This window comes from Falsiroseomonas oryziterrae, from assembly GCF_021864505.1.
Classification (GTDB): Bacteria; Pseudomonadota; Alphaproteobacteria; order Acetobacterales; family Acetobacteraceae; genus Falsiroseomonas; species Falsiroseomonas oryziterrae.
In genome coordinates, this window is record NZ_JAKJIB010000317.1 from 1 (window position 1) to 4,812 (window position 4,812).

A 4,812-nucleotide genomic window follows, 5' to 3' on the forward strand; every position below is an offset into this window, starting at 1 on the left:
GCCCGTGCCGGCTTCGCGCGCGAGGTCGCCGACCGCGCGCTGCGCATGGACCCCGACGCGGCCGAGCGGCGGCTTCTGGCGGCGCGTCGCGCGTGACGGAGCCCGCGGAGACCTCCCGCCGCGTGATCTTCACGCGGGCCGGCGTGTGGCGCGGCGCGCGGGCCAGCCTGCCGCTCTGGCTCGGCATGGTGCCCTTCGGGATCGTCGTCGGCGTGCTCGCCGATGCGAAGGGGCTGAGCTTCGCCGAGACGGTGCTGATGAGCGCGCTGGTCTATGCCGGCGCGGCGCAACTGCTGGCGCTCGAGCTCTGGGCCGATCCGGCGCCGGTCGCGGCGCTGATCCTGGCGGCGGCGGTGGTGAACATCCGCATGGCGCCGATGGGCGCCGCCCTCGCGCCCTGGCTCGACCGGCTGCGCGGGCTGCGGCTCTGGGGGACGCTGTCCACCCTCGTGGACCACAGCTTCGCGATGGCGGTGCAGGAACAGCGCCGCGGCGGGCGCGACGCGGGCTATCTGCTCGGCGTAGGGCTGGGGCTTTGGGTGGTCTGGCTCGTCACCACCGCGGTCGGCCACCTGGCGGGCAGCGCGATCCGCGTGCCGCCGGGGCATCCGCTGTTCTTCGCCTCGGTCGCCGCCTTCGTCTCGATCCTGGTCGGGCTGTGGCGCGGGCCGCGCGTCGATCTCGGCCCCTGGATCGCGGCGGGGCTGGTGGCGCTGGCGGCGCATCGCGCCGGGCTCCCCGTCCCGGTGCCGCTGATCCTCGGCAGCTTCGCAGGTGCGGCGCTCGGGGCCTGGATCGAGCTGCGGGGGAGGCGGGCCTGATGGATATCCGGCCCGACGTGCTGCTCGCGATCCTCGGCATGGCGCTGGTCACCTACGCCTGCCGGGCCGGCGGCTACGCGATCCTGCGCAGCGTGCGGCCGCCCGAATTCGTCGAGGCGATGCTGCGCCACCTGCCGGGCGCGCTCTTCGTCGCCTATGTCACGCCGCCGCTGGTCGCGGGCAGCGTGCCGGCCTGGATCGGCGCCGTGGCGGTGGTCGGCGTGCAACTCGCCACCCGCAACCTGGGCCTGGCGATCTGCGCCGGGGTCGCGGCAGTGTGGGGGGCGCAGGCGGCGTTGTGGTAGGCGCCGCGCTTGACCCCCGCCGGCCCCAGTCCGCATATGTCCGTCATGTTCCAGGTGCGCCGCCCGATCCGAATTAGGCTCCCGGCCTTCGGCTGAAGGCCGGGCCCTTCGCGCATCAAGCTGACCGCGGCCGGACGGCCGCCCGAGACCCGCACCATGAACGACGCACCCGAATCCCCGGCCGCCCGCGACTACCGCGGCACCGTCATCCTGCCGAAGACCGACTTCCCGATGCGCGGCGACCTGCCGAAGCGCGAGCCGGACTGGCTGAAGCGCTGGCAGGACCAGGACCTGTGGGGCAGGCTGCGCGCGCGTTCCGCCGGCCGCCCGAAATTCGTCCTCCATGACGGCCCGCCCTATGCGAACGGCCCGCTGCACATCGGCACGGCGCTGAACAAGATCCTGAAGGACGTCATCAACCGCGCCGCCCAGATGGCCGGCCACGACGCCGACTACGTGCCCGGCTGGGACTGCCACGGCCTGCCGATCGAATGGAAGGTCGAGGAGGAGTACCGGGCGAAGAAGAAGAACAAGGACGAGGTGCCGGTCCTCGACTTCCGCGCCGAGTGCCGTCGCTACGCCGACCACTGGCTCGGCGTGCAGCGCGAGGAGTTCAAGCGCCTCGGCGTGCTCGGCAACTGGGAAGGCCGCTACGCGACGATGGACTTCGGCTCCGAGGCTGTGATCGCCGAGGAGATCGGCCGCTTCCTGATGAACGGCTCGCTCTATCGCGGCCTGCGCCCCGTGATGTGGAGCCCGGTCGAGAAGACCGCGCTCGCCGAGGCCGAGATCGAGTATCACGACCAGGTCTCGCCCACCCTCTGGGCGCGCTTTCGCATCACGGAAGCGAAGGCCGAGGATCTGCGCGGTGCCTCCGTGGTGATCTGGACCACGACGCCCTGGACCATCCCGGGCAGCCGCGCCGTCGCCTATGGCGAGGAGATCGACTACGCGCTGGTGCATGTCGAGGGCGTGGCCGAGGGCAGCCACCTGAAGGTCGGCGAGTTCCTGCTCGTCGCCCTCGCGCTGCTGCCGCAATTCGAGAAGGACAGCGGCCTCGGCGCGCACAGCATCAAGCGCGTGCTGAAGGGCGCGGAACTCGCCGGCGTGATCGCCGCGCACCCGCTGCGCGGCATGCCGGAGGCGCAAGGCGGCTACGGCTTCCCCGTGCCCCTGCTGCCCGGCGACTTCGTGACCACCGAGGCCGGCACCGGCTTCGTGCACATCGCGCCGGGCCATGGCGAGGACGACTTCACCCTCGGCCGCGCGCATGGCCTGCCGGTGCCGGAGACGGTCGGCGACGACGGCACCTACACCATGCAGGCGCCGGGCTTCGTGGGCCTGCATGTCTGGAAGGCGCATGAGCCGGTCTATGCGGCCTGCGAGGCGCTCGGCACGCTGGCCGCCAAGGGGAAGCTGACGCACAGCTACCCGCATAGCTGGCGTTCCAAGAAGCCGGTGATCTTCCGCGCGACGCCCCAGTGGTTCATCGCGATGGATGACGCCAACGCGATCCGCACGAAGTCGCTCGCGGCGATCGCGGCGACGCATTTCGTGCCCGACATCGGCCGCAACCGCATCGGCTCGATGGTGCAGAACCGGCCGGACTGGTGCATCAGCCGCCAGCGCGCCTGGGGCGTGCCGATCCCGGTCTTCGTCTCGAAGCAGTCGGGCGAGCCGCTGCGCGACCCCGCGGTGATGGACCGCATCGTCGCCGCCTTCCGCGAGGAGGGCGCGGATGCCTGGTACAAGCCCGGCGCCGCGCAGCGCTTCCTCGGGCCGGATCGCGACGCCGACACCTACGAGCAGGTGATGGACATCGTGGATGTGTGGTTCGAGAGCGGCTCGACCCACGCCTTCACCCTGACGCCGGAGCGCGGCCTGCCCTGGCCGGCCGATCTCTACCTCGAAGGCTCCGACCAGCATCGCGGCTGGTTCCAGTCCTCGCTGCTGGAAGCCGTCGGCACGCGGGGCGTGGCGCCGTTCAAGGCGATCCTCACGCATGGCTTCGTGCTCGACGAGCAGGGCCGCAAGATGTCGAAGTCGCTCGGCAACACCGTGGCGCCGCAGGACGTCGTGTCGAAGTCCGGCGCCGACATCCTGCGCCTGTGGGTGATGAACACCGACGTCACCGAGGACCAGCGGATCGGCAAGAACATCCTGGAGCAGCAGGGCGAGCTGTATCGCCGCATCCGCAACACGCTGCGCTGGCTGCTCGGCAACCTTGACGGCTTCGACGGCAGCGAGATCGTGCCGCATGCCGAGCTGCCCGAGTTGGAACGCTGGGTGCTGCACCGGCTGACGGAGCTGGATGCGAAGCTGCGCAAGGCGCAGCGCGACCACGACTGGACCGGCGTCTATCCCGAGATCCACGCCTTCTGCTCGGCCGACCTCTCGGCCTTCTACTTCGACATCCGCAAGGACAGCCTCTACTGCGATGCGAAGGACAGCCCGCGCCGGCGCGCCGCGCGCACGGTGATCGACCAGCTGCATCGCTGCCTGACCGCCTGGCTTGCGCCGGTGCTGGTGTTCACGGCGGAGGAGGCGTGGCTGGCGCGCTTCCCCGAGGCCGAGAGCATCCACATGCAGGACTGGCCGGTGCTGCCGGAGCAGTGGCGCGACGAGGCGCTGGCGGCGAAGTGGGCCGCGCTCCGCGAAGCCCGGGGCGTCGCGACGGCGGCGCTCGAGGTCGCACGTCGCGACGGGCTGATCGGCGCCTCGCTGCAGGCGAAGGTGACGCTGGTCGGTGACGCCTTCGGCACGCTCGCGCCCGAGGCCTGGGAAGAGGTGCTGATCGCCTCCCAGGTCATGGTCGCGCCCGGCGCCGAGCCCTCCGCGAAGGTCGAGCCCGCCGCGGGCCACAAATGCGACCGCTGCTGGCGCGTGCTGCCGGAGGTCGGGCAGTCGGCCGCTCACCCGACGCTCTGCCGGCGCTGCGAGGCGGTGGTGGAAGGGCAGCCCGGCGCATGATGCGCCTCGGCCTCATCCTCGCCGCCGTCATCCTCGTCGCCGACCAGGCGTCGAAGTGGTTCATGCTCGAGGTGTTGGACCTGCCGGAGGTGCGGCATATCCCGCTCGTCGCCCTCGGCCCCTTCGGCTTCGACCTGACCATGGTGTGGAACCGCGGCGTCACCTTCGGGATGTTCGCGGGCGACAGCCCCTGGACCCAGGTGGTGCTTGGCGCGCTCGCGCTCGTCATCGCGGGCTTCCTGCTGCGCTGGATGGCGCGGGCCGAGAACCGCACCACCGCGCTGGCGCTCGGCGCCGTCGTCGGCGGCGCGGTGGGCAACGTGATCGACCGCATCCGGTTCGGGGCCGTCGCCGACTTCTTCGACGCCCATGCCTGGGGCTGGCACTGGTACGTCTTCAACGTCGCCGACGCGGCCATCGTTCTGGGGGTGTCGGCGCTCGTGCTCGACGCCTTGTTCCGGCCATCCGGCAGCGTTAAGCGTTCGACCCCATGAGCCCCCTTCGCACCGCCCTTCTCGCCTTGCCGCTGGCGCTGGCCGGCTGCGGCGGCGACACCGCGCGCTCGCTGGGCTTCACCCGCGACGCGCCCGACGAGTTCCAGGTGACGACCCGCGCGCCGCTCTCGGTCCCGCCGCGCCTCGGCGACCTGCCGGTGCCGACCCCCGGCGCCCCGCGCCCGCAGGAGCAGCGCACGGCCGCCGGCCTCCTCGCCCCCG

5 protein-coding genes are annotated in these 4,812 nt (G+C 72.0%); all 5 read left to right on the plus strand.

Annotated features, from left to right (window positions below):
* Window positions 1–92: 92 nt before the first annotated feature.
* Window positions 93–821 carry an AzlC family ABC transporter permease gene (locus L2I40_RS19120; RefSeq protein WP_237216778.1) on the plus strand — a complete coding sequence of 243 codons (729 nt, stop codon included), beginning with the start codon at window positions 93–95 and terminating at the stop codon, window positions 819–821.
* Window positions 821–1,126, plus strand: a complete 306-nt coding sequence (locus L2I40_RS19125) for an AzlD family protein (RefSeq protein ID WP_237216779.1) — start codon at window positions 821–823, stop codon at window positions 1,124–1,126. The genes L2I40_RS19120 and L2I40_RS19125 overlap by 1 nt, the downstream gene beginning before the upstream one ends.
* A 156-nt stretch (window positions 1,127–1,282) precedes the next feature.
* A complete protein-coding gene (ileS, locus tag L2I40_RS19130) occupies window positions 1,283–4,096 on the plus strand; it encodes an isoleucine--tRNA ligase (RefSeq protein ID WP_237216780.1) in 2,814 nt (937 codons plus the stop codon).
* Window positions 4,093–4,590, plus strand: a complete 498-nt coding sequence (lspA, locus tag L2I40_RS19135) for a signal peptidase II (protein WP_237216781.1) — start codon at window positions 4,093–4,095, stop codon at window positions 4,588–4,590. The genes ileS and lspA overlap by 4 nt, the downstream gene beginning before the upstream one ends.
* A partial coding sequence (locus L2I40_RS19140) for a DUF3035 domain-containing protein (protein WP_237216782.1) occupies window positions 4,587–4,812 on the plus strand: 226 nt, incomplete at its 3' end. The genes lspA and L2I40_RS19140, both read left to right, overlap by 4 nt.

What these genes read in the sequence shown, in the direction of transcription:
- L2I40_RS19125 (WP_237216779.1), top strand. Translation starts at nt 821, where the DNA reads ATGGATATCCGGCCCGACGTGCTGCTCGCGATCCTCGGCATGGCGCTG.
- ileS (WP_237216780.1), top strand. Translation starts at nt 1,283, where the DNA reads ATGAACGACGCACCCGAATCCCCGGCCGCCCGCGACTACCGCGGCACC.
- lspA (WP_237216781.1), top strand. Translation starts at nt 4,093, where the DNA reads ATGATGCGCCTCGGCCTCATCCTCGCCGCCGTCATCCTCGTCGCCGAC.